Source organism: Streptomyces sp. NL15-2K (genome assembly GCF_030551255.1).
Lineage (GTDB): Bacteria > Actinomycetota > Actinomycetes > Streptomycetales > Streptomycetaceae > Streptomyces.
Genome location: NZ_CP130630.1, coordinates 6,101,555 through 6,128,189, shown reverse-complemented (window position 1 = coordinate 6,128,189; position 26,635 = coordinate 6,101,555). Strand labels below are relative to the sequence as shown.

The window sequence follows — 26,635 nt, the reverse complement described above, 5'->3', positions numbered from 1 at the left end:
CGGGCGGGGGTGACAGGGTGCGGCGGAAGGTCGAGCTGGGTGAGGGGCAGGCGGCGCGGGTGGCGTGCGCGTCGGCGTCCGCGTTCCGCGGCCTGGACACCGTCACCGGTGAGGTCCTGGGCGCCGATGTGCTGGCCGGGAGGGTGGGCTGGCTGACGGCCCTGGTCGAGAGCATGTGCACGTCAGTGACCGGCACCCGCTGGAACCGTCCGGACCTGGCCCAACTCGCCTGCGGGCGGGACCGGTCGGGGCAGCGGCTGCCGTCGAACGCGTGGATGGCGCTGCGGATGCTGGGCTGGGCGGCCACCGTGCCCGAAGGACTGTACGTTCCTGACCGGGTGCGGCGGGTCGCCGAGGAGCAGGCCGGGCGGGCGCTGCGCTCTGCCTGGTGGCGTACTCAGATCACCGACGCGGTACTGGCCACCTGGCCCACCGGCCCCGACGCCGATCCGATGCGGCGCACCGCGGGCGAGTGGGAGGCGCTGCGGGCCGCCTGTCCGGACGGGCAGGGTGTGGCGGCCTCGATCCTGCGCGCCCGCACCCGGCAGGTGGCCGCCTTCCACACCACGCATGGGCGGCTGCCCGCCGGTCTGTGTGAGCTGGAGGCGGCGCCGGGCGGCGGCCGTCAGGTGGTGCTGGCCGCCGCCGACAAGCAGCTGGCCACGCTGGCCCGCTGCGAGGACGACCCGGCCCGCTACGCGGTGCTGACCGTGCGCCTGCCGGTGCGGCCCGATCCGCGCACCCGGGGTGACTGGCACTCCGTGGTGATCCGGTTCCGGCTGCCGCCCACCATCCCCGTCACGGCCGCCCTGCACGCCCCGACCCTGCGCCTGCGCGGCGGACGCCTGCGCCTGGACGTCGCCCACACCACCGCCGTGCCCACGACCCGGCGCGACGGGCATGTGCGGGCGGTGGCCTTCGACTACGGGCTGAACACCCTCCTCACCGGCGGGACACTGACCCTGGCCGGCGGCACCCAGCCGACCGTGCACACGAACGGGCAGCCGGTGTTCTTCCGCCCGGACGGGGTGCTGGCCAAGGCCGACCGGCTGCGTGTGCTGGCCGAACAGCTCTGGGCCAAGGCCGCCCACCTGCGGTCCCTGACCGACGGCCACACCGCATCCGGGCTGCGCCCCGATCCGCTCACGACGGCGAAACTGGCGGTGCTGCGCACCGAGCACGCGCGGGTGAGCAAGCGTCGTACGCGGCTGAACGAGCAGCTCGCCAGGGCCGCCGCCCATTTCATGGTCGGCCACGCCCGCGCCGCGAGAGCGTCGGTGATCTACCTGGAGGACCTGCGGGACATGGAGGCCCGGGGCAAGGGCCGCACCCTCAACACCCGCCTCTCCTCCAGTGTGCGCGGACAGATCGTCACCCACACCCGCCACCAGGCCGCGAAATACGGCATCACGGTGGTCATCGTCCCCGCCCGCGGCACCTCCAGGTACTGCCCCAGATGCCTGAGCGCCTTCCGCCACCGCGCCGCCCCCGACCGCACCACACCGGGCTGGAAATGGGCGAGCTGCCCCAACACCGCCTGCGGATACAGCACCGACCGGGACGTCGCCGCCTGGCAGCGGATCGGCGCCCGCGGCCTGCAACACCAGCACACAACCGTCCTGGACCGCGCGAGTGGCACCTACGTGATCCGCCGCACGGCCCCGGAGCTGGACCAGCCGGTCCGGCACACCACCCACCCCAGGCCCGCCCCCGAGTCCGGTCCGCAGCACACTGCCGCGGACCGGACCAAAGCGGGCCCCACGAGAAACCGCCCTGTGCCCAGGCAGCGACGCAGGGCCCCCGCCCCACCCACAACACCCGCAGCGCAGACCGCTGCTGCGGGCCCGAGTGGAAAGCGTCCGGCGGGGCGGACGCCCCAGTCACCCACCCACCGCACCCAGCGGCGCGGACGGCGGCAGGCACCGCACACGATGAGCACCCCCACCCGGCACCAGCCACACGGGGCCAGACTCGGCGCAGGCTTCCACCTGCACACCCACGCCACCCCCGTCACACGACGGATACAGCCCGGGGCACAGCCGAGATCACTTTTCCACCGGGACCGGGCCGAAAACCCAGCCCCACCCAGGAAAACCTAAGCTCATCTGAGACGCTGGTCACCCTTACCGGACCCGGCGGCGTCGGCAAGACCCGGCTCGCGGTCGCCGTCGCCGAGCAGCTCAAGGGCGGCTTCCCGGACGGGGCATGGCTGGTCGAACTCGCCGGATCCGGCGGTGCCCTGGCCGAGGTCGTCGCGGCCACGATGGAGTTGCGGGACGACGGGGTCTGGGGCGTACGGCCCGAAGGGGAGCCACCTTTCGACGCGGCGAACCGGCTCGCCGAGGTGCTGCGCGGCAAGCGGACGCTGCTCGTCCTCGACAACTGCGAGCATGTGATCGACGAGGCCGCGGCCCTGGCTGAGCTGCTGCTGCGGTCGGCTCCAGGGCTGGTGATGCTGACGACCAGTCAGGAGCCGTTGGCGCTGGCCGGAGAGACCCTGTGGGCCGTGCCGCCGCTCGCTCCGCGGGACGCGGTCGACCTGTTCTCGGCACGGGCGGCGGCCGCCGCGCCCGGCTTCGCGCTCGATCCGCGCAACGCGGACGCGGTCGGCGCCATCTGCCGTCGGCTGGACGGGATTCCGCTGGCCCTGGAGCTGGCCGCGACCCGGGTGCGGGCCCTCGGTGTGCACCGGCTGCTGGAGGGGCTGGACGACCGGTTCCGGCTGCTCAGCGCCGGGCAGCGGGGTGCGCCGGCCCGCCAGCGGACGCTGCGCGCGGTGATCGACTGGAGCTGGGAGCTGCTGAGCGAACCCGAACAGGCCGTGCTGCGGCGGCTCGCCGTGCATGCCGAGGGGTGCACGCTGGAGGCGGCCGAGGAGGTGTGCGCGGGCGACGGGGTCGACGCCCGGGACGTACTGAACCTGCTGGTGCGGCTGGTGGACCGGTCGCTCGTGGTCGCCGTCGACGGGGTCGAGGGCCCTCGTTACCGGCTGCTGGAGTCCATCTCCGCGTACTGCGTCGAGCGAATGAGGGAAGCTGACGAGACGGAGCCGGTACGACGGCGGCACCTCGCGTACTGCATGGGGCTCGCCGAGACAGCGGAGCCCGAACTGCGGGGACACCGGCAGGGCGCGTGGCTGTCACGGCTGGACACCGAGAGCGCGAATCTGCGCTCGGCCCTGGACGGTGCGGTCGAACGGCGTGAGACGGACCACGCGCTCCGGCTCGTCGACGCGCTCTGCTGGTACTGGATCCTGCGCGGCCGGCTCGGCGAGGCGCGGCGCTCGGTCGCCGGGGCGCTCGCGCTGCCCGGCGGGGACGCGGCGCTGCGGGCGAAGGCCGGCGTGTGGCAGACCGGCATCACCATCCTGACCGGCGACGGCACCGACCGGGCGGCCCGGATCGAGACGGCGCTCAAGGCGTGCGAACAGCTCGGTGACCCGGTGGGGACGGCGTGGGCACGGTGGTTCCTGGCTCACGCCCTGTGCGGGACGGGGGATCTCCTGGAGGGCGAGGCGCTCACCGAGGCGTCACTGGACGGCTTCAGGGCGCTCGGTGAGCGCTGGGGAGAGGCGGCCGCGCTGGCGGACCGGTCCATGCAGCGGCTGCTGCGGGGCGATCTGGCCGGTACGGAGGCGGACGCGGGGCGCAGCGCGGAGCTCTTCGGCGAAGTCGGGGACGCCTGCGGCCAGTTGTGGTCGGTGTACCCGCTGGCGTCGGTCGCCGAGATCCACGGCGACTACGAGCGGGCGGCCCGGCTGCGGCAGGGCGGGCTGGTCACCGCCGAGGAGTTCGGCCTCTCCACCCAGGCCGCGGACCTGCTGTCCGGGCTCGGACGGACGGCGCTGCTCACCGGCGACCTCGGCAGGGCGCGCGAGTACCACGAGCGGTCCCGGCGCCTCGCCGCCGAACTCGGCTTCCGTGCGGGCGAGATCAACGCGGAGCTGGGGCTCGGCCTCGGCGCGCGCCGCGAGGGGCTCCTCGACGAGGCCGCCGCCCGGATGCGTACGGTCCTGGATTGGCACCGCCAGGTCGGTCTCGACGGGGCGAACGCGCTGATCCTGGCGGAGCTGGGCTTCATCGCGGAGCTGCGCGGCGACGCGCGGGGTGCGCTGGCGCACCACGAGGAGGGCTACGCAACGGCCCTCACCACCGGCGACCCCCGGGCAGTCGCCCTCGCCCTGGAGGGCCTCGCCGCCGCCCACGCCCTCGCGGACCGCCCCGGGACCGCGGCGCTCCTCCTCGGCGCCGCCTCCGCCGCCCGCGCCGCCACGGGCGCGCCGCTCCCCGCCGCGGAACGCCCGGACGTCGACCGCACCACCGCCGCGGCGACGACCGCGCTGGGAGCGGCGGGGTTCGGGGAGACCTTCACGAAGGGAGCGTCGCTGTCGCCGGAGGCAGCGTATGCGCAGGCCGCACCACCGCCGCCGCGACGGCCGCCTGAGGCGACGTGATTCAAACCAGTTCGAGTCGCGGTTCCGGTTGCCGCGCTGGTGGGGGCTTCCCTTCCCACAGTTTGGTGGTCCGTACGTAGCCGTAGATCACCGAGGTCATCGCCAGAATGAGAAGCGGTCCGAACACCCACGGATGTGCGGCCATCTCCGTCGACAGATAGCGATATGACACCAGGAGCGCGGCGAAGACCGTCGCGCCGTAAGCGACCAGCTGGATTCCTGATCGGTCCCAGCCGCGTTCGAGCGAGCGCAGAGCCGCCTCGATCGTGAGCGCGAACACCACACCGGCAAGGAGATCCACGCCGTAGTGGTAGCCGAAGCCCAGCGTCGCACCGAGCGTGGCGATCAGCCAGAACGCGCCGGCGAAGCGCAGCACCCGCGGACCCTTGCGGGAATGAATGAAGATCGCGGTCGCCCACGCTGTGTGCAGGCTGGGCATGCAGTTGCGCGGGGTGATTTCGTCGAACGGCATGTGGTGCGGGGTAATGATCGGCGGCGGCGTTTCCGGCCACAGATCGGCCACCGCCCAGTGCTCGCTGGGCTGCGTCGGCGACCACAGGCTGACGGCCGCCCAGTGCTCGGTGCCAGAGCCGTACGCGAAGATCGGTCCGACCACCGGGAAGACCATGTAGATGGCCGGGCCGAGGAGGCCGATCACCAGAAAGGTGCGCACCAGATGATGGCGCGGGAAGCGGCGCTCGACCGCCACATTGCGCAGTTGATACAGCGCGACGACGACCGCGGCCACCGCGAGTTGACCGTAGACGAAGTCGAGAGAGTTGAAGCCGATCGAGCCGGTGGCCGTGACAATCCGGCCCACCACCCATGACGGGTCACCCAGCGCGTGATCGGCGGTCGCCACGTACTGGTCGAGCACCGTCGAGCGGGTCTTCGACGTGATGAGCAGCCAGGTGTCGCCGGTCTTGCGGCCGGCCACCAGCAGCAGGCCCAGCCCGACCCCCTTCAGCAGCAGGACGCGTTCCTGGCCGGTGCGGCGCGTGACGGCGATGACCGCATAGCCCAGAATCACCCACAACGCGCCGTTGCCGAAGGGGTGGCCGTCGGTCGTCTTGGCGTCGACCGCCCACCGCACCAGCAAGAAGACGACGTCGATGCCGATCGCGACACCAGCCGCGATGAACCGTTGCCGCCAGGTGAGTACCACCATCATCAACGCCATACTGGCGTAGAGCAAAGGCCCCGATTTGGGGGCGAATATCACCTCTTTCACTTGGTTGGCCATCGGCCCTGGCAGGCCGTAGCGACGCGCGGCGAGCTCCAGCACGATGAGGAATCCCAGGGCCGCCACACCCGCTACGGCCCAGAGTCTCGCCCGTGGTTGACGGCACACGGAGAACGTAATTCTGCCGTTTATTCGCGAGAACACACGCGATGTCATATATCTCAATTCTTGGTCGATTTGATCTGTTTTGGGTCCTGGAACAGGGCCCCCGGCAGAGGAAGACGGAAGGATCACAGTTCGCGTTCCGGCCGGTTTTCTTCCGTATAGGAGTACGCACCTTCATTCCGGCTCCCAAGGGGAGGGACCGTGCCGAACGACGTACGAGTGACGCGCCGCCAGGGCCTGAGGGCAGCGGCGGCCGCGGCGATCTCCGTACCGCTGCTCACCACCGCCGGGTCCGCACGGCCGGCCGCGGCCGGCGAGCATCCGGGCGCGCTGAACGTCATGACGTACAACCTGCGCTTCGCCAGCAGCACCGGCAGCAACCGCTGGCCCGTGCGCCGACCGGTGATGCGGGAACTGCTGCGCCGGGAGCAGCCTCACGTCCTCGGCACCCAGGAGGGCCTCTACCAGCAACTGCGCAAGATAGAGAAGGACATCGGCCCGCACTATGAATGGCTCGGCATCGGCCGGATGGGCGGCGGCGACGATGAGTTCATGGCGCTCTTCTACGACACCAGACGCCTGGACCCGATCGACTTCGACCACTTCTGGCTCTCCGACACGCCGAACGTCATGGCCTCCAACACCTGGGGCGGACGCTTCCCGCGCCTGGTGACATGGGTCCGCTTCAGCGATCTGAGCGACGGCGGACGGGAGTTCTACGTCCTCAACACCCATCTGGACGGCACGAGCCAGTACGCGCGCGAGCGCGCCGCGGAGCTCATCGGCGAGACGATCGGCGGGTTCGACCCCTCCGTACCGGTAGTGGTGACCGGCGACTTCAACGCCGCGGCCCACGACGACCCGGTCTACGACACGATGCTGGACGCCGGCCTCGTGGACACCTGGGACGCGGCGGGTGCGCGCGGCCCGCTGTACGCGACCTACAACGGCTTCCGGCCGCCGGAGCCCGGCGGCCGGCGTATCGACTGGATTCTCTCCACTCCCGGGGTGACCACGCACTGGGCGGCGATCAACACGTTCTCGATGGACGGCCGGTTCCCGAGCGACCATCTGCCGGTGCAGGCGTCGCTGGCGCTGGGATGAGCCGGCCGGTAGTGACCCACCCTGACCTGGGAGCATCTGCGCACCTGGCGGCTAACGTGTGAGCATGACAGGAAGGTGCCAAGCGTGCGGGGGCCCGATCGTGACCGGTGGCGGGCCGGGGCGGGCCGCGTCGTACTGCTCGCAGGCGTGCCGTCAGCGCGCCTACCGGGAGCGGCGGCGGCCGGTCGGCGTGCCCGTCAGGGAGCTGATCTCCGATATCGGGGATCGACTGGGGCGGCTGCGGCTGGAACCCGGAGTCGTGTTCCGCGCCGATGTCGAGGCCCTGTCGACGCGGTTCGCGCAGTTGCGGCGCCTCGCCCGTCAAGCAGGTGAGGCACGTCAGGCAGGTGAGGCACGTCAGGATCCCGCTCGACCGGTGGTCGCCACGCCGGTCGTCGCCGGCGACGCGGAAAGCGTCACACCTGCCGACGTGACGAATTCCGCCGTCACGCAGTCCGCCGTCACGCAATCCGGTGTGACGCAATCCGGTGTGACGCAATCCGCTGTGACGTTTTCCACCGTCACGCATTCCACCGTCACGCATTCCGGCGTGACGCATTCCGGCGTGACGCATTCCGGCGTGACGCATTCCGGTGAGGACGCCTTCGCCGCTCTCGTCGAGGGGCACAGGCGGGAGCTGCGGGCGCACTGCTATCGGCTGCTCGGCTCGTACGACGAGGCCGAGGACCTCACCCAGGAGACGTTCCTCAAGGCCTGGCAGGCCCTTGAGGCGAGGGGCGGTGTCGACAACCCGCGCGCCTGGCTCTACCGCATCGCCACCAACGCCTGCCTCGACTTCCTGCGCAAGCAGAACCGGCGCCCGGCCCGCTACGAACCCGTGCCGGGCATGGACTCCGGCGACGGACCACCGCCACCCCGTCTCCCCTGGCTGCAGCCCTTCCCGGACGACCAACTCCCGGAGCCTGCCACGGCCCACTCACACCCCGAGCCCGATTCCGAGGCCGTCGCGAGCGAGACGCTCGAGCTCGTGTTCCTCACCGCCATCCAGCAGCTCCCGCCACGCCAGCGCGCCGCCGTGATCCTGCGCGACGTCGCCGGATGGTCGGCCCAGGAGACCGCCGACCTGCTGGGCTCCAGCGTCGCTGATGAGCTGAGGTTCCCTGGGTGATCCTGGGTTTTCCTGGATGCCGGGAAGTGGTCCGTCGTGCTGGGCGGGGTTTGGACGCCTGCCGTGGGACCGTGGGCCGTCGCCGCCGGGTGCGGTGCGGGTGCTCATCGTGTGCGGTACCTGCCGCCTGTGGCGCCGCCGGCTGCGGCGATTCGGAGGCTGCGGTATCCGCCCCGCCGGGCACTTTCCGCCCGGTGTGGACCCGGGCGGGGCGGGGACCCCGCGTCGCTTTCCTGGGCACGGGGCGGATTCTCAAGGAGACCGGAATCGTGACTGCTGCTCTCACCGGCCTCGCAGTGACACGCACGCTACCGAATGCACGTTCATGCTCCCGCACCTCACGATGAACAGTCACCGGAAAGTGCTACATAAGCCTGATCGCACCACAGTGAACACCACCCCGTGATACCCAGTCGCACCAAGGAGCCACAGGCCATCAGGAGCACTGCGCACGACCCTCGCCTCGGCGAACAGCGCGGTCCAGCGCGGCCGGTCGGCCCTGCGGCAGGCGCTGCCGGAGCGGCGTGAGGACTGGTCGGCCGGCCGGCCCAGCGACGAGGACATGGCCCTGCTCCAGCGCTACATGGACGCGGTCGCGCGGGTCGACATCGATGCCATGGTCGAGCTGGTGCGCGAGGACGTGGTGCTCACCATGCCGCCGAACCCGTTCTGGTTCACCTCCCGCGACGCGATGTTCGCGTTCATACGGCCGAACCTCGATCCGGCGTCCCCGATGTTCGTCGGCCACTGGCGGACCCTGCCCGTGCGCGTCAACGGCCAGCTCGGGATGGCCGGTTATCTGCAACGGCCCGGGACCAGCGTCTTCCGGGCCCAGCTCATCGACGTACTGCGCATCGAGGACGGGCGGGTCGCCCAGATCACCACCTTCGAGCCCCACCTGTTCCCGGCGTTCGGCCTGCCGATGACGCTCTGAGCGATGAGTTTTCCCGGCAGGTACGTCACATGGGTGTCGGGCGCACACGGCGCCCCCCACCCCAGGAGTCGAAGACCATGGCGAACATCAGCACCCTCTCGCTGCAGGACAAGGTCGCGGTCGTCTACGGCGGTGCCGGTTCCCTCGGTGCGGGCGTCGCGAAGGCGTACGTCGAGGCGGGGGCGCGGGTGTTCCTCGCCGGCCGTACGGAGGCCACGCTCAAGAAGGCCGCCGCCGAGACCGGGGCCGAGTACGACGTGCTCGACGCCCGCGACGAGGAGGCCGTCGAGGCGCACGCGGCGTCGGTCGTCGAGCGGGCCGGCCGGATCGACATCTCCCTCAACCTCGTGTCGCGCGGGGACCTCCACGGCGTACCGCTGACCGAGATCTCGGTCGAGGACTACACGCGCCCGGTGGTGCAGGGCATCACCTGCCAGTTCATCACCGCCCGGGCCGCGGCGCGCCGGATGACCGCGCAGGGCTCGGGCGTGATCCTCTCCCTGGACAGCGGATCCGCCAACGGCAGCCCGATGATGGGCGGCACCGCCGCGGCCGACGGCGCGATCGACGCGCTGATCCGCCAGCTGGCCCAGGAGCTCGGCCCGGCCGGCGTCCGCGTCTGCGGGATCTGGACCGCCGGTGTCACCGACACCCTGACCCCCGAGAAGCTGACCGCCGGCGGTGCGCCGGCCATGGACGAGGCCGCAGTGCAGGGCATCCGCGCCCACCTGGACAGTCTGCGGATGACGAAGCGCTCGCCGCGGATCGCGGACATCGCCGCGCTGGCGACGTTCCTCGCCTCCGACGCCGGTGTCGCCCTCACGGGCACGTGGGTCAACGCGACCGCCGGAATGTTCCCCAGCTGACTGCGGCTGATGGCTGGTGCCGGCTTCTCACCGGTACGGCCCCCGTGAGCTCGGGAGCCGTACCGGTTCGGAGGTTGGGTCCGGCGTCAGTTGGTGAAGGTGAGGTACTTCCAGGCGCCGTGGGTCGTGGAGTTGACGGTGTCGCCGGAGGAGCCGTTGATGTACGACGAGCGCATGCGGGCGCGGATGCCGGACTCGCCCGGCGCGTCCAGTCTCACGGCCGACTTGCCGTTGGTGGCCAGGGCGAAGTACTGGGACCCGGAGTCGACCCAGGAGCCCTGGTAGTAGACCTGGATCTGGAGCCGCTGGTCGCGGCCCGAGTAGTAGTTCATCGTCGTGGTGAACAACGGGTCGGTGTTCTTGCGGAAGTAGTGGTACGTCGTGGAGCCGATCTTGCCCGTCCTGTAGTGCTTGGAGACGGTGGTGGAGATCTTCGCCTTGGCGTACCCGGTCGACTTCACGGTCTTGGGCGCGTAGCGGGCGTCGCCGTCGAAGACGGCGGTGACGGCGGTGTCACGGGTCATGTCGACGGTGGCCGAGAGGTTGCCGCTGGAGTTGACCTTGGCCTTCTTCAGCAGCTTCTTCGGCTTGTCGGAACCGAAGGGGTCCGCGTAGATCGCGACGGTGCGGTTCTTGTGCGTCGTGCCGAGGTGCGCGGTGAAGGTGACGTCCTTGCCGTACGAGTACAGCTTGCCGTTGTTGTTCAGCGTCAGCGTGGTCGCCTTGCGGGAGACCTGCACCGCGTCCGCACCGGAGGCCGCGGCGTGCGTGGCGTCGCCCGCGTAGGACACCTTGTAGGTGACCTTGCCGCCGGCGGGCGGGGTGTCCGTGAAGGAGAAGCCGCCGTCGGCCTTCGTCGTGACGGCTGCCAGTGCCTTGCCGTTCGGCGACTCGAGGTCCGTGCGGGTCACCTTCAGGCTGGTGCCCGCGGCGAGGCGCGTCTTCGAGGTCAGCTTGCCGGTGACGGTGAGCTTCTTGGCCCGTTCCGCCTTGGCGGGGGCCGACACCGTGAGGGTGGGCAGCTCCTTGGTGGGGTCGGTCAGGGCACGCAGCGTGTACGTGCCGTAGGTGTTCACGGACACGGCGAAGACGCGGCTCGCGTCCGGCGCCCAGGCCAGCGCTCCGTCCACGAGGGTGTCGGCGCCGCTGCTGTCGCCGGTGTTGGGGAAGTCGTACTCCCGTGTCGGCTTGAGGTCACCGGGCCGGTGGATATGGACGTCGGGTTCGTACCCCGAGGAGCTGCCGCCCGCGATGCTGCCGTTGGGCGCGACGGCCACGGCGTTCGGGTAGGCGTCGATCGGGTAACTCGCCACCTCGGTCAGGTCGGTGGTGGAGTAGGCGGGCAGGCCGTAGCCGTCGCCGGTGCCGTCCCACGAGGTCAGGACCTGGTTGCCGTCGGGCGTCAGGTCCAGCTGCTTCACGGCGGTGTCCATGTCGCCCTTGACCCGCAGCGCGGCCCCGTCGGCGGAGACGTCGTACACGGCGAGCCTGCCGCCGGCCCCCGCCACCAGGACACCCGGCACAGCCGGGTCGGCCCCCAGGAACATCGAGCCGCTGAAGAAGTCGACGTCCCCCTCCTGGTCGAGCCGTACGACGGGCTCGGCGCCGGACACGTCGAGGGATCCGAGGTTCGAGCCGTAGCCGAACCAGATACGGCCGTCCACGACCTCCACGTCGGCCGGTGCGTCCGCGCCCGCCAGCGGGTAGCTCGCGGTCTGCGTGTACGTCCGTGTCTCCACCGAGACGATCCGGTCGCTGTTCTTGACCGCCGCGTACACCTGCCCGGAGTCGGCGGACAGCGCCAGGCCGGTCACTCCGGCCAGTCCGGTGAGGGTCGCCTTGACGGCGCCCGCGTAGTCGGTGACGACGATCTTGCCGCCGGTCGGGTCGGAGACGTAGACGCGCTGGTGGGCGCCGTCCACGACGATGTCGCCGACCGATTTCACCGGAAGGATCTTCGCGGAGTCGGCCCCCGCCGGCCCCGCCGTGCCCACGGCCAGGGCCGCGGAACTGAGAACGACCGCGAGTGCGGTCGCGGTCGAAATGCTGCGCCTGCGCACAGTGATGTGTACCCCCACAGAGAAGCCCGGTGGTCGCCGGGCGGAAATGAGCGGGCCGCGCGTCCCCCCTCACACCGGCTACGGGTGTGTGGACGCTGCCCAGGAAGGCAGCGTATGGCATGCCAGTGACAATTGAGGACCGGAATATCAGGGGGACCGCTGCATCACTTCACTGTGGTGCGACCACCGGGCGGCGGCTCCGCGTGAGCGCCCTGGCCCGAACCGCCGTCTTCGCTTGTCAGAGGGGCGAACCGGGGTCCTCGGGGCGGATGCGTCCTCGCCAGGCACCCGTCTCTCCCCCGCGCCCTTCGATGTAGTCCTTGAAGCGGTGCAGATCTCCCTTCACCCGGCGGTCGATCATGCCGATCATGTCCGCGCCCTTCTCGGCCATGCCGGAAGGCTCGACGTCCATCACGAGCTCCACCCGGGTATGGGTGTCGTCCAGCCGCTCGAACCTCACGGATCCCCGCTGCTGGACCTCGCCGCCGACGGCCCGCCAGGTGATCCGGTCGTCCGGCAGCTGGTCGACGATCTCGGTGTCGAACTCGCGCCGCACCCCGCCGATCCTGGTGGTCCAGTGGTTGTGCCGGTCGTCGAGCTGCCGCACCTCCTCGACGCCCTCCATGAAGTTCGGGAACTCCTCGAACTGGGTCCACTGGTTGTAGGCCGTGTGTACGGGCACCTCGACGTCCACCGTGTCCTTCACCGTGCTCATGGTTCCTCCTCGCTTGCGGTCGTCGCGCACAACGCCGGGTACCCGCGCACGTAGGGATGAAGACCCGCATACCGGGGCGTATCGCGCCTCACGGGGATGCGTGACGCCGCCCGCACGGCCCGTCGGCAGAAACGCTGCGGTCCGGGCGAGCCAATATCTGTGACCACGAAATGAGAAATGGACGTCACGCTCGATGAAGGTTCCTTACTCGACAGGCAGAGCAGAGTTATTCACCGCACACGGTCGATCGCACCGTGCTACTGTTGATCTCAGTTGCAGTTGTGGTTCCCGAACGCTTGGGAGCATCCTCACCGGTTTCATATAACGGTAGAGCTCCTTACATCTCCGGTTGATTTCCGGCGGGGTGATCATCACGGCGACTCGGAGTCCGCACAGTGTGGACTCCGACCACGCCCCAAAGGAGATTCAATATGGCCGCCGGCACCGTGAAGTGGTTCAATGCGGAAAAGGGCTTCGGCTTCATCGAGCAGGACGGCGGCGGCGCCGACGTCTTCGCTCACTACTCGAACATCGCCGCTCAGGGCTTCCGTGAGCTGTCGGAGGGCCAGAAGGTGACCTTCGACATCGCGCAGGGCCAGAAGGGCCCGACGGCCGAGAACATCGTTCCCGCCTGACGTCGGCACGTACTTCGCAGCTGGGGCCCGCACCTTGGGTGCGGGCCCCAGCTGATTGATTTTCAGACGCAGGCGCAGGTGCAGGCGCTCCACTCCGCCAGAGACATATCCCCTGCGCATCCCCTGCACGTATCCCGCATTTCTCCTGCATGTCTCCCGCGGATCCAATTCGATCCCGCATTGTCTTCGGCTCGTTCTCGCGATTCTCCGCGCTGCTCATTTGCTGCGGGAATTCCTTGATACGTGCCACATCAAGGAAGGTCCCGCATGAACCGCACGCGTACAAACGATCGCTTCGTCCGCACTCGCGCCGGAGGCTCCGGCTCGACAAGGGGCGGCAGCCGCTACGGATCCACATCTGCGGCCCCCGGCCGCTCCGGTGCCCCGCGCCGTCCCGAAGGTCACGGACGTCGACAGGCCGCGCTTCAGGGCGAGTTCGCACTGCCGAAGACGATCACCCCCGCGCTCGACGCCGTCGAGACGTTCGCCGAACTCGCCATGCCGGCGCAGTTGCTGGCCGCGCTCGGCCACGAGGGCGTGACAGCGCCGTTCCCGATCCAGGCGGCGACCCTGCCGAACTCCCTCGCGGGCCGCGACGTACTCGGCCGTGGCCGCACCGGTTCGGGCAAGACCCTCGCCTTCGGCCTCGCGCTCCTCGCCCGTACGGCCGGTCAGCGCGCCGAGCCCCGGCAGCCGCTGGCCCTCGTCCTCGTACCCACCCGCGAGCTCGCCCAACAGGTCACCGACGCGCTCACTCCGTACGCCCGCGCAGTGCGGCTGCGGGTGACCACCGTGGTCGGCGGGATGTCGATCGGCAGGCAGGCCGGTGCACTGCGTTCCGGTGCGGAGGTCGTCGTCGCCACGCCGGGCCGGCTCAAGGACCTCATCGACCGCGGCGACTGCCGACTCGACCGCGTCGCCATCACCGTCCTCGACGAGGCCGACCAGATGACCGACATGGGGTTCATGCCCCAGGTCACCGCACTGCTCGACCAAGTGCGTCCCGACGGGCAGCGGATGCTCTTCTCGGCCACCCTGGACCGCAACGTCGACCTGCTGGTCCGCCGCTACCTGACCGACCCGGTGGTCCACTCCGTCGACCCGTCCGCGGGCGCGGTCACCACCATGGAGCACCACGTACTCCACGTACGCGGCGCCGACAAGCATCGGACCACCACCGAGATCGCGGCACGCGAGGGCCGGGTGCTCATGTTCCTGGACACCAAGCACGCGGTGGACCGGCTGACCGAGCATCTGCTGAACAACGGCGTCCGCGCCGCCGCCCTGCACGGCGGCAAGTCCCAGCCCCAGCGCACACGGACCCTGACCCAGTTCAAGACCGGGCATGTGACAGTACTGGTGGCGACCAATGTCGCGGCGCGCGGAATCCACGTCGACAACCTCGATCTGGTCGTGAACGTCGATCCGCCCAGCGACCACAAGGACTATCTGCACCGTGGCGGCCGCACGGCACGCGCCGGCGAGTCCGGCAGCGTCGTCACCCTGGTGGTCCCCAACCAGCGCCGCGACATGAGCCGCCTGATGGCTGCCGCCGGAATCACCCCCCGGATCACCCAAGTGAACTCGGGTGAAGCTGAGTTGAGCCGCATCACAGGCGCTCAGGCTCCCTCGGGCATCCCGGTCACCATCGCGATGCCGGTCGTGGAACGCGCCCGGCGCGGCGCCTCTTCCTCGTCCCCGTCCCGGGGCCGCCGCCGCGGCCGCGGGCGCGGCGCCGTCCAGGGCCGGTCCACCGGCGAGGCGGCAGGCCGCACGGCACAGCGGCCGTCCGCTTCCAACCCGTCCGGCTCCAACCGGGCGGCCTAGAACCCTCGTGGGCGAAAAACTCACCCGACTTCGCAGGCCCGTCCTCACAGGAGGCTCCACTTTGACGCCGGTTCAGATGCTGCAGCGCCCTGCGGACCCCGCGTCCGCGCCCCCGACCGTGGTCGACGCGATCGGCGTTTCCGGACTGCGGGTCCCTGACGACATGACCGTCGAGGTGGCCCTGTCCGTCATGGCCAGTGCCCGTGTCGGATATCTGTTCCTCTGCGACGAGGACGAACAGTGGACGAGCTCGATCACCCGGGCCCAGCTCGCCGTCGTCCGCGACAGCTGCACCTACACGGACCGGATCCGTCTACGGGACATCCTCGGCGCCGGTGGCCGCGCCCTGGGCGTGCTCACGCTCTCCTCCTGACCGCCTCACCCGATCAGCCCCGTACTCGTTCCCCTTCCCTGTGAGGCATCATGCGCTGCGTCATCGCCCGGTTCCCGTTCGACCTCTCCAAGAGTGAGGTACTGGCCTCCATGAAGGGCGTCAAGCCCGAGCCCATCACGGGTGAGTCCGTGCTCATCGGCCGCCGCCAGTACCCCGTCAAGCAGGTGGGCGAAGTCATCACCCGACAGGACCGCCGTGACTTCACCAGCGGTGAAGTCACCCGCGCCATGAGCCGCCTCGGCTTCACCTGCCGCGACGGCCAGGAGGCCGCGCCCACCGCGCGCGCCCTCACACCGTCGCAGACCGCGTCGGCCCTGCTCGGCGGGCCCACCGCCTGAAACCATGAGGACCGGCGCAAGCCGACACCAGCAACAGCGATGAGGGCCCTGCCGACGCACGTCGGCAGGGCCCTCGTCGTGGGGCGTCTCAGCGTTCGGAGTAACTGAAGTCGCCCACGGTCCAGGCACTGACGTCGCTGATCGCGACCCGATACATTCCCCCCGTCTCGGGGATCCCGACGCTGCCCTGCAGGATCCGGGCGAGATGGAAGTGCAGATGCGTGGGCGCCTCGCCGCGGTCGGGGCGGTCCTCGGTCCGTTCGGCTGTGAAGACACCGGAGAACGGACCGAGACGGTCGGAGCCCTTCAGCACCTCCGACACGCGCTCCCGCCACACGGCTTCGGGAGCCAGCCGGCCGGTGATGACAGCTCCGCCGACCACCACCGTCAGCGACATCTGATTGCTTTGCGCGGACTCCACCATGGCGGAAATGTCCACGAGCAGGTCGTCAGGTTTCGACATGAGAGCCGATTTTATGCAGCGATGAGGGATCCGGGCGCTGGAGCCCATGCTCCACCGCGCCCGCGCTGCCGCCTGTCGCAGAAAATTTACGCCTCAACAGAGCTGAAATCTGTGCTTGCCAGAGTAGACATTGGCCGGTGATCTAGTTAAGGTTCCTTTCGTAGACACGGTCAAGGAGGCCCGGCAGACACGAACTGGCGGGCAGCAGTACACGAAGTTCGCAGGTCAGGGCGACTGTGGAGTTCCGAAGCCACGTTGTTCGCAGGACGGTGACGGGACTGACAGTCGCACTGGGTGGCTCGCAGCTTGAGGGGCCGCCGACAGCACCACCAACTGGTTGATTCAGAGGAAGGACGGAGGGAGCAGACGCCATCAGGATCGCCCGGCCCGAGAGCATTCGGCCGGGTACCACAAGACCCCGGATTGGAAGGTGGTCCCCGGTCACGAATCCGCGATCCCCGCACTCCCGCCCCTCTCCCGGGGCCGGTGGCGGAAACAGAAGGTCGGCACAGCAGTAGGGCCGACAGATGGTGTTCAACTTCCTTCGGGGCCCTGGTGCCGTACGGCACCAGGGCCCCTCGACGCGTCGCACAACGAGGTGAAATGACAGCAGATACTCCGCTCAGCGGTCGTCTGGACGACGACGACTACCCCGCGTACACGATGGGCCGGGCCGCAGAAATGCTCGGCACCACCCCCGGCTTCCTCCGGGCCATCGGTGAGGCCCGCCTGATCACTCCGCTCCGCTCGGAAGGCGGACACCGGCGGTACTCCCGCTACCAGCTGCGGATCGCAGCTCGCGCCCGCGAGCTGGTCGACAAAGGGACCCCGATCGAGGCTGCCTGCCGCATCGTCATCCTTGAGGACCAGCTCGAGGAAGCGCAGCGCATCAACGCCGAGTACCGCCGCGCCACCAAGGAAGGGCCCGAGCCCGACGGTTCCAGCTGAGTGCGTCGGCGCGGAACTCCGCGCTCGGACACGCGGGGTGAGGCACAGATCGGGACGAGTGCCCGACGGCGAACGTCTCACCGACCGTCCCTGCTTCCACTGCCCGGCGCCGGACCTGTCTGCCCCACCGGCTGCGGCGACGGGTGCGGGCACTGCCGCCCTGTCGGCCGGACGGCCCCTTCCGGCCCGCTCGCGGCGGCGTACGGCACCGCCCTGCACCGCCCTGCACCGCCCTGCACCGGCTCGCCTGGCGGGCCTTGCCGGCGACCGTGCTTCAGGCCGCGCTGGGCGCGCCTTGGCCGAGCCCGGCCGACCGGCGGGTCGGCCGAATGGCCGAGCTGCGCCGCGCCGGATCGGCTGTCCGGCCGAGGTAGGGACATGCCCTCCGGCGGGATGACCGAGGATGAAAGGTGTTTCCGCGTACAGCGGTGTGGCGGAGGCCACAGGAACCCCGCCGGACCCGCGGAGAGTATCGAGTGTGAGGCAAACAGAACCATCGGAGTCGATGCGTGCGCGCATACGGGCGGGGGATCGTGCGGCATTCGCCGACCTGTACGACGAGCACGCGCGGGCGGTGTACAACCATGCCCTGCGCCTGACCGGCAACTGGTCGGAGGCGGAGGAGGCCATGTCCGAGACGTTCCTCGCCGCCTGGCGTACCCGGGAGACGGTGGAGCCGGAGGGCGGATCGCTCAAGCCCTGGCTGCTCGGCATCGCCACGCACAAGGCGCACAACGCCAACCGTGGGCTGCGCCGACGGCTCGCCTTCCTGGCGCGCAGCCCGGAACCCCGTCCCGTCGAGGACTTCGCGGAGGAGACGGCCGGCCGGATCGACGACGCCCGCCGTCTCGCGGTGGTGCACGAGGCGCTCGGCCGGTTACGCCGCCAGGACCGGGAGGTGTTCGCCCTGTGCGTGTCGGCCGGGCTGGACTACCAGCAGGCCGCCGAGGCGCTCGGCATCCCGGTCGGCACCGTGCGGTCCCGGCTGTCGCGCGCCCGGGCGCGGCTCGCCCGGATCAGCGGTCAACTCGACCGCGCGAATGCGGAACCGCGTGGCCCTCGCGGAGAGAAGGAGAGTGAGGCCGCGTTCGCGGCCGTGTTTCTGCAGGAGGAAACCGGATGAACAACAGCAATCCGCCGCGCGCCGCTTCCGCCGGGAGTGAGACCGAGGAGTTGCTGTCGGCTCCGGCCGAATGGGACCTCCCGCCGAGCCGACACCTCCACTACAAGGACGTTCTGATGCAGCACATCGACCGCGACCGCACCTCTTCCGCCCAGGCGCGCCCGACACCACGCCGTCGACTGACGCGTGGAGCCGTGCTGTTGCCCCTCGCGTCGATGGCACTGGCCGGAGCACTGATCGTCACGCTCTCCGGCGGTGACGACACCTCCGCCCCGGCGAACCGAGCCGCCGGCGCCAGCAGCGCCTCCGCCGTGCTCAACCGGATCGCCGTAGCGGCCATGGCGACCGACGCGACGCCGGTGAAGGACGGGCAGTTCGTGTACGTCGAGCGCCTGATCCGCTCCAACGAGGGCACCTTCGACGGTCCGGTGCGGCTCAGTGCCCTGCACAAGTGGGAGATGTGGACGTCGCAGGACCCCGGCCCCGTCACCAGGACCGGCTGGCTTCGTGAATCCGGCAAGGGCGCCGTGATGCCCGGTCAGCTGATCCCCATCGAGTCCGCCGGTCCCGTCTCGGCGGGCATCCATCACCCCACCTACAAGTGGCTGGCTTCCCTGCCCACCGATCCGGACGCGCTGCTCAAGTTGCTCAACGCCCAGACCAGGGTGGACGAAGGCGAGTCCAAGGAGCAGGCCGTCTTCTCCACGATCGGCAGCTTGATCAGCGAAGCGATCATGCCGTCGGCGAACGCCTCCGCCCTGTACAGGGCAGCCGCGAAGATCCCCGGCGTGCAGGAGATCCCCGACGCCGTCGACGCCGCCGGCCGCCACGGCATCGCCATCACCCGCGAAGACGCCTCCTCCGCGACCCGTGACGAGTGGATCTTCGACAAGGACACTCTCGCCTTCCTCGGCTCGCGCTCGTACATCACCAAGGACGAGGTCAAGGGCATCACCTCCGACACCCTGTCCGGGACCAGCGCCATCATGCAGCGCGCGGTCGTCGACCAGTACGGCAAGGCACCCGCGAGGACCGGCAGCTGACCTGCGCGACGCCGGGTCTCCCGGGCGGTGCTGTCACCTTCCGGGGGACTCGGCGTCCCCCCATGACGATCAGCCGAGCGGCGATCAGCTGCCTGTGCTGATCCCGACGCACAACACTGCCGTCTGAGCGGCAGGACCGCTGAGGCTGTCGCGCGATGGGCTGCTACGGCGATTCGGCCATGGCCGGCGCTGAGGAGGAAGTCCGCGTAGATCTGCCGGCCGCAGGACTGCGGCGGAGCGAGGAGCGCGACGAGAACCGCTGACTAGTGCCCCGGCAGGCAACGTTCGCCCGTCAAGGAGCGCCCGCCGCGCAGCGGCCAAGGACCGCAGCCGGTGCGTGCTCTCGCCGTGCCGGCCGGAAGCCCTCGTACTGGACGTACTTGGGCTTTCGGCCGGTGCGGCGAGTGGGGGCACCTCCCACGCCTTTAGGGCAGTGGGGGAGCGTGCCGGGCGTCGCGACGGGGCGAACGTTGCCTGCCGGGGCACTAGGGCCTGTGTGACGTTGTGATCAACCTGTCGCCTTCAGTAGATCGTTGATCCAGATCATCGAGGCGCGGAGGTAGAGGCCGGCGAGGTAGCTCTCGGGCGTCTTGTCGTATCGAGTCGCGATGCCCCGCCAGGCCTTCAGCTTGTTGATCAGGCGCTCGACGGTGTTCCGCTCCTTGTAGAGACCGGTGTCGTGACCTGTGGGCCGGCCGCCCCGGCTGCCTTTCTTCTTTCGGTTGGCAGCCTGGTCCCTCTTCTCCGGGATGACGGCCTTGATGTTGCGTTTTCGCAAGTAGGAACGGTTGGCGCGGGATGAGTAGGCCTTGTCCGCAGCGACAGCGCCAGGCCGGGTCCGGGGACGGCCGACAGGCAGACGGACCCGCACCTTCTGCAGCACGGGGACGAACTGCGGGCTGTCGGCGGCCTGTCCTGCGGTCAGGACGAACGACAACGGACGGCACTTGCGGTCCGCGGCGAGATGAACCTTGCTCGTCAGCCCGCCACGGGACCTGCCGAGCAGGGCTTCCTTCAGACGGAGCTTGCGCCGTCGCCTGACGTGCCGCCGCTCTTCCCGGCCGGGGGTGTCGCTTCCGTCCTGTCCGTTCTGTTCCGGCGGGCCGCCCCCTTTTGCCAGGCCCGTTCCTGGTCGGCGGCGGCTTCCTCCAGGGCGTCCATGACCTCCTTGCCGATGCACATCCCGGCGGCGTCGTGGTGGGCCCGGGCGGTGGTGGAGTCCACGCTGACCAGGGACAAGTCCGTCTTCCCCTGGCGGGCGGCCTCAGCGATCACACCTTCCAGCAGTGCGGTGAAGACGCCGGCGTCCCGCCAGACCCGGAAACGGCCGTAGACCGTCGGCCACGGGCCGAACCCGCCCGGCATTTCCCGCCACTGACTGCTGGTGCGGAACCGCCAGATCACCCCCTCGAACTGCTCACGCAGCCGCTCAGGGTACGGACCGCACTCGCCTATCGGCAGGAACGGTTCGATCAACTGCCACTGCTCGTCGGTGAGTTGCCTTCGCGTCACGATCGTCTTCCTACCGGATCTGCCTTCCAGAGGGATCCGGATCGGCAAGATTGATCACAACGTCACACAGGCCCTAGCAGAAGCGGAACGAGAGTCCGCCGAGTTGCCGGGCTTCAAGAAACCCTCCATTGATCCCCGAGGCCGGGACGCGGCCTCGGGGTGGCGTATCCGATCAGCGACTTCTGCGTTTTATTCATCGTCAGTCCGGACGTCGGGCGCGTCACCGCACTCGACGCGCACACAGTGGGGGAGGCCAGGTGCGCATCACCATCGGTTCTGCTGAGCAGGACTACACCGGCATGGCGGTCGCCGATCTCTACGGCTGGTTGCGTGGCGACATGGAGCTCCGGCGGAAGGTGCGGACCCTCGGTCTCCAGAGCCGTGGCGAAGCGGGCGCGATGGGTGGGACGGGTGCGTCGGACGTCATCGAGCTCGTGCTGGAGCACGGAATCGCCGCGCTCAACCTTGCGGTGGCGTACGCGACTTGGCGTACGGCGCGTCCTTCCGCGCCCGCGGTGACCATCACCTTCCCCGGTGGGGCCCTGACGGTCCAGGACGGGAACGAGGAGACCGTACGGCGGATCGTCGAGGCTCTTCGCACCGCCGAGGAAGCCGGGTCGAGGGCGGCGTCGCGGACGATGGGTACCGCCGAAGGCACAGGTACTGCGGAGGGGGCTGTGGAAGGCCGCCCGTAATGCCCCTGCCTGATACCACCACATCGCGGGCGGTCATCGTAGGTGTCTCGGACTACACGGAACTCGAGGCTCTGCCCGCCGTCGCCAACAACGTGACCGACATGGGCGCCCTCTTCACCCGCGACGATCTCTGGGGCCTTCCCAAGGAGCACTGCACCACTGTGCTCAACCCCGCCACCGGCCGAGAGGTCCTGGAGGCGGTCTACGACGCCGCAGCCGAGACGCGCGACACCTTCGTGCTGTATTTCGCCGGGCACGGCCTGGTCGCCCCTCGCTCGGACGAGTTGTGCCTCGCGCTGCCGGACACCAACCGCGATCGGCTCTACCGCGCGCTGGAGTTCTCCAAGCTGCGGAGGGTGATGCTGGAGGCGGGCGGCGGAGCACGCAACAAGGTGGTCATCGTGGACTGCTGCTTCAGTGGGCTGGCGCTGGAGGGCCACATGGGCCCGGCGGTGGAGATGGCGGATCACACCGAAGTCGACGGCTCCTACGTCATGACTGCCTCCGCCGAGAACAGACTCTCGCTGGCACCCCCGGGCGAGCGCTTCACCGCTTTCACGGGTGAACTGCTCAGGGTGCTGTCCGAGGGGATTCCCGACGGCCCGGAATTCCTGGACATGGAGACCATCTACAGGTCCGTGCTGTGCGAGCTGCGGGCGAAGGGCCATCCCATTCCGCAGCAGCGGATCCGCAACGGCGGTCGCTCCATCACGCTCGTACGCAACCGGCGGGGACAACTGCTGCCGCTCCCTGCCGTGCGGGAGCGCGTGGACCTGCTCTCCGGCCACGCGAACGCCTTGCGCGGCACTCCCGCCGAACTGGCCGGTTACGCCGAGGACTTGCGCCATCGCGGAGCGGAGGGACCGGCCGACCAGGTCCTCGCGGCCGCCGCGTCCCGCTGGCCCGTCCAGGAGGTCGCGGCCCTTTTGCTGCACCTGGAGAGAGCGGACCGGCGGGCGGAAGCCGGACAGGTCTGTGCGGGCCTCGCCTTGCGGCAGGCACCCGATGCCGTCGAGTGCCTGCTCGTTCTGACCCGGCTGGAAGCCGACGCTCTGGCCGACGAGGTGCTGTCCTGTCTGACGTGCCGAGAGCCGGCCCATGTGGCGGCGAGCGCCCTGCTGCTCCTGCGGGAGCGGCAGGAGGCCGCCGCGGTCCGGCTGGTCTCACTCGTGCTGGTCCGGCAGCAGCCGGTGGACGCGGCGCGGCTGATGGAGTCCCTGCAGGGGAAGGTCAGGAGTGAGCTCCTGTGCCGGGCGCTCGACGCGATGTGGACGGAGCGCTCGGCACAGGACATGCTCACCGTCGCGGATCTGCTGCGAACCGCCGGAGTGAAGGGCCTCGCCTTCCGCCTGTATCGGCGCCTGCCGGACGCCCTCGCCGCCGCGAAGTCCCGGCACGAGATCGCCTTGCTGCTGCGGGAGATGGGGGACAACGGTCACTTCGACGCCACCCAGTCACTCCTCGGAGCTCTGCTCAAGGGGGGACCCGCGCCACTGCACCAGGTGCGTTGGGCCTTCGCGCTGCGGTCTCTGGACCTCGACTGGGCCGACCGGGCCGCCCGCGAGGCCGTAAGCCGGGCCACCCCCGAACAGGTGCTGGACGCCGCGGCACAACTGCGCCGTGATCACCCGGGCGGATTGCTGGATCTGTTCCTGTGGGCGAGCGAGGGGCGCGACGCCTCTGATGTCGTACGCCTCGCCGATGCCCTGCGGGACGTGGGACGTCCGCTGGACAGCCACAAGCTGCTGAAGACCACCGCGGAGCGCGGGCCCGTCGTGGCCGGGCTGCTCGTCGCTGCCCTCCGGGACGCCCCGCACGGTGAGCCCGAGCGACTCCTCAAGTGGGTGGCGCGGCAGCCCGCTGTCTTCTCCGCGACCGCCGCCCTGACCCTCCGGGACGCGGGACTCACGGACGATGCCGGGACCCTCGTCGCCGCTGCCCGGAACCGCCCGCAGAAGGAAGTGCTGGAGGCGCTGGTGCCTCTCGCCGACGCCATGGGCATCGACGTCCTGCACGCTGAAGTCGCCGCTCACGTACCGGGGGCACGGCTCGAACCGCTGCTCAGCCACCTCTGGACGAACGGCCGCCTGGCAGAGGCCGACCGACTGCTCGAACGGCTGGCGGAGGGGACGGGTACCGCCCTCGAGGAGGTGCTGAGCGCCGCGGCCCAGCGCCACAAGGGATGGTCGCGGCTGGTCGAACTTCTCTTCCCTGCCGTGGGACGACTGACCGGCCCCGCCGTGGTCCGCGTGCTGCGTTGCTTCGTCGACAGACCGTCATCACGGCGCGGGAAACTACTGCTCGCCATCGGCCGGATGCTCTACGAAGCACCTGCTGAGGGCCTGTCCGCACTGGTCCGTCATGTGCGCGAGCAAGGCGGGCGAGAGGCACTCGATGTGCTCGACGTGCTGGTCCGGGAGCTCTTCGCCGATCTTCCGGCGCCGGATGTCGGGCGCTTGTACGCGACGTTGGCTCCCGTCGAGGGGGTCGATGCACCGGCGGCACTGGCAAGCGCGGCGGACCGACTCGACTTCGTGGAAGTCGTCCAGGATCCGGCGATTCCAGAAGCCGCCGTCACTCGCCTGCGGAAGCTGCGAGTCCAACAGGTCGGACAGGTCGGACAGGTCGGACAGGCACAGACGTGGCGGGAACGAGGGCGGGACGCCGACGCGATACGGGAGCGTCCGGCACCTGCACCGGCGTCGCCCCCGCTCCCGTCCGATGACGACGCCGCACGAACGGACGACTCACGTGAGGACGCTGCGCGGGCCGACGGCGACGAGGCTTCTGGCGGCGGGGGGACCGTGCCGTGGCGTGCGCTGTCAGTGGCGGTCACAAGCGTTGTCGGGGTGGGCCTGGGGCTGGCCTTGCTGGTTCCCGAGGGAGCCGAGAGTCCGGCAGGCCATGGGGCCTCACCGACAAGGCCCCATGCGACGTCATCGTCGGCCTCACCGTCCCGGACCGCGCTGCCCGGCAGGCCGCCCGCCGATGACGTGGCCGACATCGGCGGCCGGCCGGTCAACACGGCAGCGATCATGCGTTTGAGGGCCTGCACCGGCGCCGACATCACCGTACGGCTGACCTCGGTTTTCAACAGCTATGTCGACGAGGACCCGCACCTCGAACTGTCGGTGAAGGCGGACACCGGTGCCGGCGGCCCGTTGCCTTGCCGGATCAACCTCAGCCGTACCGATGCCTACCTCATGGTGACCCGAGCCGGGGACTCCGGGGAGACGTGGAAGTCATCTGCCTGCGCGTCCGGCCACCACGGGCAGCGCTGGGTACAGCTTGCCCGCGGCAAGCCCGTCACCGTCGACTTCCACTGGGACCGCAGGCCCAACACCCGGGGCTGCGACCAGGCCGGCTCCGCATCCTCCGGCACCTACCTGGCCGAGGCGCTCGTGCTGAATGAGAAGGCGCAGACGAGCTTCGTCCTGCGACACGAAGAGGCCGCCACACCACCGGAGACGCCGTCGCCCACCCGATCCGCGTCCAAGGCCTCCAGCGGCTCGCGCGGTGGCACCAGCAGCGGCGGCGCAGACGACGCGAAGTCCGCCACGCCGAGCCAGAGCGCCTCTGATCAGCCGACGGAGACCGCCGAACCGACCGCCACCACCAGCAGCGGAGGCAGCGGCGGATTCTTCGGTGGTCCCGACGGTGGCTGAGAGCGAGCCGGATCGTGTCGGGCAGGGGGCAGCGGAGCGGGCGCCCTCGCACCGAGTACGCCCGCTTCGCTGTACGAGTCAGGCCGGCGCCTTGACCGCCGAGCCCTCCGGGGCCGGCTCCCGCACCACGCGGCGGCGCCGGGTCGGCAGGAGCAACGGGTTGGCGACGCCCCAGGCCGCGCCTTTGCAGACCAGTTCCTTGTAGACGGCGGCGAGCCGTCCTGTCAGGGCCGCCCGCACGGCGCGGTCGTCGGCGGTGACGTACTGGATCAGACCTTCCTTGCGGCCCAGCGAGACGCACTGGTTGAAGTAGCGGAGCGGCACGTCCGGGAGCTTCCCGCCGGTCAGGCGCGCCGCGATGGCGTCGGCCGCCTGCCACGCGGTGGGGACACCCGAGGCGCAGGACATCCGCAGCGGCTTGTCGCCGGGGCCCATGACCAGGGCCGCGTCGCCGATGGCGTACACGCCCGGGTGCGAGACCGAGCGCATGGTCCGGTCGACCACGATCTGGCCGGTGTCGATGACCTCCAAGATGGTGGCCTTCGCGATCGGGTGGACGGCGAAGCCGGTGGTCCACAGGGTGACCGTGGCCGGGATGGCCTTGCCGTCGGCGGTGGTGACGCGGTCGGCCTCGACGGCGGTGACGGCGGCGTGCGCGTGCACGGTGATGCCGAGCTTGTCGAAGACCTGCCGCAGGTGCCGTCCGCCCTTGGGCGAGAGCCAGTCGCCGAGGCCGCCGAGGGCGACGAGGGCGACGTCGAGGTCCGGGCGGGTCTCGGCGATCTCGGTCGCGGCCTCCACGCCGGTGAGGCCGCCGCCGACCACGACCACGGGCTGTCCGGCGTCCAGACGGGCCAGGCGCTCGCGCAGCCGCAGCGCTCCGGGGCGGCCGGCGATCTGGTGGGCGTGCTCGGTGGTGCCGGGGACGCCCTGGTCGTTCCAACCGCTGCCGAGGGCGTACACGAGGGTGTCGTACTCCAGTTCCTCGGCTTCTTCGGCGCCGTTCGCGTCGCTCGCGTCGAGGACGGCGACGGTCTTGCGGTCCACGTCGACGGCGGTTACCTTCCCGAGCTTCAGCTCCACGCCGGTTCCCGCGAACATCTCGCCGAGGGGCCGCGACTTGAGGGACTGGCCGACCGCGAGCTGGTGCATCCGGACGCGCTCGACGAAGTCGGGCTCGGCGTTGACGAGGGTGATGGCGACGTCTTCGCGGCGCAGCCGCCGGGCGAGGCGCCCGGCGGCGATGGCTCCGGTGTAGCCGGCTCCGAGGACGACGATGCGGTGCTGCATGTCCGTACTCCTGTCTTCAGCGGGTTCGCCCCTTGAACCGGGCGGCCCGCCGTTTCCTGACAGGAACGCGATGTGAAGCACCTCACATCAGGG

General features: G+C 70.2%; 19 protein-coding genes and 3 pseudogenes. 15 read left to right on the top strand and 7 right to left on the bottom strand.

What is annotated here, in order from left to right:
• Nucleotides 1-17: 17 nt before the first annotated feature.
• Both Q4V64_RS27510 and Q4V64_RS27505 read left to right on the top strand, forming a co-directional pair.
• Nucleotides 18-2,099: a zinc ribbon domain-containing protein gene (locus Q4V64_RS27510; protein WP_303712015.1), complete on the top strand. Its 2,082-nt coding sequence runs from the start codon at nucleotides 18-20 to the stop codon at nucleotides 2,097-2,099.
• A 14-nt stretch (nucleotides 2,100-2,113) separates the two neighbouring features.
• Nucleotides 2,114-4,453: pseudogene (locus Q4V64_RS27505) on the top strand (NB-ARC domain-containing protein); the annotation flags it as partial.
• Between the two features lies 1 nt (nucleotide 4,454).
• Here Q4V64_RS27505 and Q4V64_RS27500 read toward each other — a convergent pair.
• A complete protein-coding gene (locus tag Q4V64_RS27500; RefSeq protein ID WP_124444325.1) occupies nucleotides 4,455-5,852 on the bottom strand; it encodes a phosphatase PAP2 family protein in 1,398 nt (465 codons plus the stop codon).
• 150 nt (nucleotides 5,853-6,002) lie between these two features.
• Here Q4V64_RS27500 and Q4V64_RS27495 point away from each other — a divergent pair, with 150 nt between their 5' ends.
• From Q4V64_RS27495 to Q4V64_RS27480, 4 genes are all read left to right on the top strand, one after another.
• Nucleotides 6,003-6,905, top strand: a complete 903-nt coding sequence (locus Q4V64_RS27495; RefSeq protein WP_124444324.1) for an endonuclease/exonuclease/phosphatase family protein — start codon at nucleotides 6,003-6,005, stop codon at nucleotides 6,903-6,905.
• 64 nt (nucleotides 6,906-6,969) lie between these two features.
• Nucleotides 6,970-8,034, top strand: coding sequence for a sigma-70 family RNA polymerase sigma factor (locus Q4V64_RS55260; protein ID WP_124444323.1), 1,065 nt, complete (start codon nucleotides 6,970-6,972; stop codon nucleotides 8,032-8,034).
• A 562-nt stretch (nucleotides 8,035-8,596) separates the two neighbouring features.
• Nucleotides 8,597-8,968: a nuclear transport factor 2 family protein gene (locus tag Q4V64_RS27485; RefSeq protein ID WP_253267359.1), complete on the top strand. Its 372-nt coding sequence runs from the start codon at nucleotides 8,597-8,599 to the stop codon at nucleotides 8,966-8,968.
• A 77-nt stretch (nucleotides 8,969-9,045) separates the two neighbouring features.
• Nucleotides 9,046-9,834: an SDR family oxidoreductase gene (locus Q4V64_RS27480; protein ID WP_303712012.1), complete on the top strand. Its 789-nt coding sequence runs from the start codon at nucleotides 9,046-9,048 to the stop codon at nucleotides 9,832-9,834.
• Between the two features lie 86 nt (nucleotides 9,835-9,920).
• Here the strand turns inward: Q4V64_RS27480 and Q4V64_RS27475 are convergent, their stop codons facing one another.
• Together Q4V64_RS27475 and Q4V64_RS27470 are read right to left on the bottom strand one after the other, a co-directional pair.
• Nucleotides 9,921-11,894, bottom strand: a complete 1,974-nt coding sequence (locus Q4V64_RS27475) for an Ig-like domain repeat protein (protein ID WP_124444320.1) — start codon at nucleotides 11,892-11,894, stop codon at nucleotides 9,921-9,923.
• A 238-nt stretch (nucleotides 11,895-12,132) separates the two neighbouring features.
• Entirely contained in the window at nucleotides 12,133-12,609 is a 477-nt protein-coding gene (locus Q4V64_RS27470) for an SRPBCC family protein (protein ID WP_124444319.1), read from the bottom strand.
• 431 nt (nucleotides 12,610-13,040) lie between these two features.
• Here Q4V64_RS27470 and Q4V64_RS27465 point away from each other — a divergent pair, with 431 nt between their 5' ends.
• From Q4V64_RS27465 to Q4V64_RS27450, 4 genes are all read left to right on the top strand, one after another.
• A complete protein-coding gene (locus Q4V64_RS27465) occupies nucleotides 13,041-13,244 on the top strand; it encodes a cold-shock protein (protein ID WP_030872951.1) in 204 nt (67 codons plus the stop codon).
• A gap of 267 nt (nucleotides 13,245-13,511) precedes the next feature.
• Complete coding sequence (locus Q4V64_RS27460; protein WP_124444318.1) at nucleotides 13,512-15,071, top strand: DEAD/DEAH box helicase; 1,560 nt, start codon at nucleotides 13,512-13,514, stop codon at nucleotides 15,069-15,071.
• Nucleotides 15,072-15,147: 76 nt separating this feature from the next.
• On the top strand, nucleotides 15,148-15,444 hold the full coding sequence (locus Q4V64_RS27455; protein WP_253267358.1) for a CBS domain-containing protein: 297 nt from the start codon (nucleotides 15,148-15,150) through the stop codon (nucleotides 15,442-15,444).
• A 50-nt stretch (nucleotides 15,445-15,494) separates the two neighbouring features.
• Complete coding sequence (locus Q4V64_RS27450; protein WP_124444316.1) at nucleotides 15,495-15,803, top strand: SCO5918 family protein; 309 nt, start codon at nucleotides 15,495-15,497, stop codon at nucleotides 15,801-15,803.
• Nucleotides 15,804-15,891: 88 nt separating this feature from the next.
• On the opposite strand, the gene Q4V64_RS27445 is transcribed toward Q4V64_RS27450, so the two are convergent.
• Nucleotides 15,892-16,266: a hypothetical protein gene (locus Q4V64_RS27445; protein WP_124444315.1), complete on the bottom strand. Its 375-nt coding sequence runs from the start codon at nucleotides 16,264-16,266 to the stop codon at nucleotides 15,892-15,894.
• Between the two features lie 603 nt (nucleotides 16,267-16,869).
• On the opposite strand from Q4V64_RS27445, the gene Q4V64_RS27440 reads away from it, so the two are divergent.
• From Q4V64_RS27440 to Q4V64_RS27430, 3 genes are all read left to right on the top strand, one after another.
• Entirely contained in the window at nucleotides 16,870-17,214 is a 345-nt protein-coding gene (locus Q4V64_RS27440; protein WP_124444314.1) for a MerR family transcriptional regulator, read from the top strand.
• A 505-nt stretch (nucleotides 17,215-17,719) separates the two neighbouring features.
• Nucleotides 17,720-18,337 (top strand): RNA polymerase sigma factor, encoded by a 618-nt coding sequence (locus tag Q4V64_RS27435; RefSeq protein WP_124444313.1) that lies wholly within the window; start codon nucleotides 17,720-17,722, stop codon nucleotides 18,335-18,337.
• On the top strand, nucleotides 18,334-19,380 hold the full coding sequence (locus Q4V64_RS27430; RefSeq protein ID WP_124444312.1) for a CU044_5270 family protein: 1,047 nt from the start codon (nucleotides 18,334-18,336) through the stop codon (nucleotides 19,378-19,380). Before Q4V64_RS27435 ends, Q4V64_RS27430 begins: the two co-directional genes overlap by 4 nt.
• A gap of 158 nt (nucleotides 19,381-19,538) precedes the next feature.
• Here the strand turns inward: Q4V64_RS27430 and Q4V64_RS55255 are convergent.
• Together Q4V64_RS55255 and Q4V64_RS27425 are read right to left on the bottom strand one after the other, a co-directional pair.
• A pseudogene (locus tag Q4V64_RS55255) lies at nucleotides 19,539-19,728 on the bottom strand (amino acid ABC transporter substrate-binding protein); the annotation flags it as partial.
• A gap of 160 nt (nucleotides 19,729-19,888) precedes the next feature.
• Nucleotides 19,889-20,892, bottom strand: a pseudogene (locus tag Q4V64_RS27425) (IS5 family transposase).
• A gap of 257 nt (nucleotides 20,893-21,149) precedes the next feature.
• Here Q4V64_RS27425 and Q4V64_RS27420 point away from each other — a divergent pair.
• Nucleotides 21,150-21,587, top strand: a complete 438-nt coding sequence (locus Q4V64_RS27420; RefSeq protein WP_216377608.1) for a hypothetical protein — start codon at nucleotides 21,150-21,152, stop codon at nucleotides 21,585-21,587.
• Nucleotides 21,587-25,252, top strand: coding sequence for a caspase family protein (locus tag Q4V64_RS27415; RefSeq protein WP_303711991.1), 3,666 nt, complete (start codon nucleotides 21,587-21,589; stop codon nucleotides 25,250-25,252). The genes Q4V64_RS27420 and Q4V64_RS27415 overlap by 1 nt, the downstream gene beginning before the upstream one ends.
• A gap of 78 nt (nucleotides 25,253-25,330) precedes the next feature.
• On the opposite strand, the gene Q4V64_RS27410 is transcribed toward Q4V64_RS27415, so the two are convergent.
• Nucleotides 25,331-26,542 (bottom strand): FAD-dependent oxidoreductase, encoded by a 1,212-nt coding sequence (locus Q4V64_RS27410; RefSeq protein ID WP_124439983.1) that lies wholly within the window; start codon nucleotides 26,540-26,542, stop codon nucleotides 25,331-25,333.
• Nucleotides 26,543-26,635 lie beyond the last annotated feature (93 nt).

Excerpts from the sequence above, each read along its gene's own strand:
- Q4V64_RS27500 (WP_124444325.1), bottom strand. The coding sequence starts at position 5,852 with ATGACATCGCGTGTGTTCTCGCGAATAAACGGCAGAATTACGTTCTCC.
- Q4V64_RS55260 (WP_124444323.1), top strand. The coding sequence starts at position 6,970 with ATGACAGGAAGGTGCCAAGCGTGCGGGGGCCCGATCGTGACCGGTGGC.
- Q4V64_RS27485 (WP_253267359.1), top strand. The coding sequence starts at position 8,597 with ATGGCCCTGCTCCAGCGCTACATGGACGCGGTCGCGCGGGTCGACATC.
- Q4V64_RS27480 (WP_303712012.1), top strand. The coding sequence starts at position 9,046 with ATGGCGAACATCAGCACCCTCTCGCTGCAGGACAAGGTCGCGGTCGTC.
- Q4V64_RS27470 (WP_124444319.1), bottom strand. The coding sequence starts at position 12,609 with ATGAGCACGGTGAAGGACACGGTGGACGTCGAGGTGCCCGTACACACG.
- Q4V64_RS27465 (WP_030872951.1), top strand. The coding sequence starts at position 13,041 with ATGGCCGCCGGCACCGTGAAGTGGTTCAATGCGGAAAAGGGCTTCGGC.
- Q4V64_RS27460 (WP_124444318.1), top strand. The coding sequence starts at position 13,512 with ATGAACCGCACGCGTACAAACGATCGCTTCGTCCGCACTCGCGCCGGA.
- Q4V64_RS27455 (WP_253267358.1), top strand. The coding sequence starts at position 15,148 with ATGCTGCAGCGCCCTGCGGACCCCGCGTCCGCGCCCCCGACCGTGGTC.
- Q4V64_RS27450 (WP_124444316.1), top strand. The coding sequence starts at position 15,495 with ATGCGCTGCGTCATCGCCCGGTTCCCGTTCGACCTCTCCAAGAGTGAG.
- Q4V64_RS27445 (WP_124444315.1), bottom strand. The coding sequence starts at position 16,266 with ATGTCGAAACCTGACGACCTGCTCGTGGACATTTCCGCCATGGTGGAG.
- Q4V64_RS27440 (WP_124444314.1), top strand. The coding sequence starts at position 16,870 with ATGACAGCAGATACTCCGCTCAGCGGTCGTCTGGACGACGACGACTAC.
- Q4V64_RS27435 (WP_124444313.1), top strand. The coding sequence starts at position 17,720 with ATGCGTGCGCGCATACGGGCGGGGGATCGTGCGGCATTCGCCGACCTG.
- Q4V64_RS27430 (WP_124444312.1), top strand. The coding sequence starts at position 18,334 with ATGAACAACAGCAATCCGCCGCGCGCCGCTTCCGCCGGGAGTGAGACC.
- Q4V64_RS27415 (WP_303711991.1), top strand. The coding sequence starts at position 21,587 with ATGCCCCTGCCTGATACCACCACATCGCGGGCGGTCATCGTAGGTGTC.
- Q4V64_RS27410 (WP_124439983.1), bottom strand. The coding sequence starts at position 26,542 with ATGCAGCACCGCATCGTCGTCCTCGGAGCCGGCTACACCGGAGCCATC.